Source organism: Thioclava sp. UBA3469 (assembly GCF_002378135.1).
In the GTDB taxonomy this organism is placed as follows: Bacteria; Pseudomonadota; Alphaproteobacteria; order Rhodobacterales; family Rhodobacteraceae; genus Thioclava; species Thioclava sediminum.
In genome coordinates, this window is record NZ_DFRG01000210.1 from 51,021 (window position 1) to 51,625 (window position 605).

1 protein-coding gene is annotated in these 605 nt (G+C 64.0%); it reads left to right on the top strand.

All coding sequences use genetic code 11. The features are described from left to right. The coding region (locus B3D39_RS15325; RefSeq protein ID WP_286789854.1) for a hypothetical protein at positions 1–605 on the top strand (605 nt) is incomplete at both ends.

The following is a 605-nucleotide window of genomic DNA, read 5'->3' on the forward strand; positions in this document are numbered from 1 at the left end:
CCGCGATCTCACCGTCGACGATCCGCAGGGTGGCACGATCAGCGCCAAGGCCTTCTCCTTCTCGATCGACGGCGCCTATGTCTTCGTCGGCGCGGGTGGCGAGTTTAGCTATGACGAATTCGACCGGGTCGACGCGGTCGCCAATGCGGGCACGGGCTTCGCAGCCGAAGGGCTTGCCTTCGACCTGATCTCGGTCACCGAGGTTGTCGATCTGCAGGCCAACCCGAGCGCCGTTGCGCGCAGCTGGACAGCGATGTCCGCCCATGCCGACACGATCTCGCCGCGCGGTCTGCCGCAGGGGCTGGAGCTGACGGTGAACTCGCTCGACTTCACGCTGAACGGGCGCGACGCGACCAATAGCGATCAACTCGACTGGGCGCCGATCATTCAGGATCTGGGCGTCGATGCGGTCGCTCCAGAAGCCGGCACGGATCTGGTGATCTCGGGCGGTCTGGATCTGGATATCTTCGGCTTCGTTACCGGCTCGGCCACCTTCGACATCGTGATGCGCAACCAGATCGAGGCAGAGCTGGACAGCACCTCCGACGGTCTCGAGAACGCAAGCCTCATGCTGATCGGCCTGCATGTCGAGAACCTCTTCGTCG